Raw genomic sequence first — 1,303 nt, forward strand, 5'->3', positions numbered from 1 at the left:
TGGAAGGTGCAGGAGGCGACCGTGGGCCAGGAGCTCGTGCTCGACCTCAAGTACGGCCCCAACCGTGAGCGCTCGATCGCCGGCCTGCGCCGCGTGAGCAAGCCCGGTCTCCGCGTCTACGCGAAGTCGACCGGCTTGCCCCGCGTGCTCGGCGGCCTCGGCATCGCCATCATCTCGACGTCCTCCGGCCTGTTGACCGACCGGCAGGCCCAGAAGCGTGGCGTGGGCGGGGAAGTCCTCGCCTACGTCTGGTAAGGGGTCTCAACATGTCGCGCATCGGTCGCCTGCCCGTGCAGGTCCCCGGCGGGGTCGACGTCACCATCGCCGACCGCACTGTCACCGTGAAGGGCCCGAAGGGCCAGCTCGCGCACGTCGTCGCCGAGCCCATCGCCGTCGAGAAGGCCGAGGACGGCTCGCTGCAGCTGACCCGGCCGGACGACACCCGCGAGAGCAAGTCGCTGCACGGCCTCTCGCGCACCCTGGTGGCCAACATGGTCACCGGCGTGACGCAGGGCTACTCCAAGACGCTCGAGATCGTCGGCGTCGGCTACCGCGTCCAGGCGCGGGGGAGTGCGCTCGAGTTCGCGCTCGGCTTCAGCCACCCGGTGGTCATCGAGCCCCCGGACGGCATCACCTTCACCGTCGAGGCCCCGACCCGCTTCGTGGTCTCGGGCATCGACAAGCAGAAGGTCGGCGAGGTCGCCGCGAAGATCCGCAAGATCCGCAAGCCCGACCCGTACAAGGGCAAGGGCGTGCGGTACCAGGGCGAGGTCATCCGCCGCAAGGTCGGGAAGGCTGGTAAGTAGTCATGGCACTCGGTATCAAGCGCAAGCGCGTCGAGGCCAAGGGCATCAAGCGGACGCGCCGTCACCTGCGCGTTCGCAAGCGGGTCTCCGGTACGCCGGCCCGTCCTCGCCTCGTGGTCAGCCGGTCCTCCCGGCACATGGTCGTCCAGGTCGTGGACGACACCCTCGGCCGCACGCTGGCCTCGGCTTCCACGATGGAGGCCGAGCTGCGCAGCTCCGACGGTGACAAGACGGCCAAGGCCCGCCGGGTCGGCGAGCTCGTGGCCCAGCGTGCCCAGCAGGCGGGCGTGACCGCGGTCGTCTTCGACCGCGGCGGCAACCAGTACCACGGCCGCGTGGCCGCGGTCGCCGACGCCGCTCGCGAGGCCGGCCTGTCGTTCTAGCCCCGGCTAGCGACGACAGCGGCACGGGCAAGCAGCAGCCAGAACCAGCTCGACCAAAGACGAAGGAAGAGGAAACCCCATGCCTGGACCCCAGCGCCGAGGCGCCGGCGGCGG

3 protein-coding genes are annotated in these 1,303 nt (G+C 70.6%); all 3 read left to right on the forward strand.

The features are described from left to right. The coding region (gene rpsH / locus G9H71_RS22720; protein ID WP_166285009.1) for a 30S ribosomal protein S8 at positions 1-255 on the forward strand (255 nt) is incomplete at its 5' end. An 11-nt stretch (positions 256-266) separates the two neighbouring features. Beyond that, positions 267-806: a 50S ribosomal protein L6 gene (rplF, locus tag G9H71_RS22725; protein WP_166285010.1), complete on the forward strand. Its 540-nt coding sequence runs from the start codon at positions 267-269 to the stop codon at positions 804-806. 2 nt (positions 807-808) lie between these two features. Further along, positions 809-1,189 carry a 50S ribosomal protein L18 gene (gene rplR / locus G9H71_RS22730; RefSeq protein ID WP_166285011.1) on the forward strand — a complete coding sequence of 127 codons (381 nt, stop codon included), beginning with the start codon at positions 809-811 and terminating at the stop codon, positions 1,187-1,189. Positions 1,190-1,303 lie beyond the last annotated feature (114 nt).

The organism is Motilibacter deserti, from assembly GCF_011250635.1.
GTDB lineage: Bacteria > Actinomycetota > Actinomycetes > Motilibacterales > Motilibacteraceae > Motilibacter_A > Motilibacter_A deserti.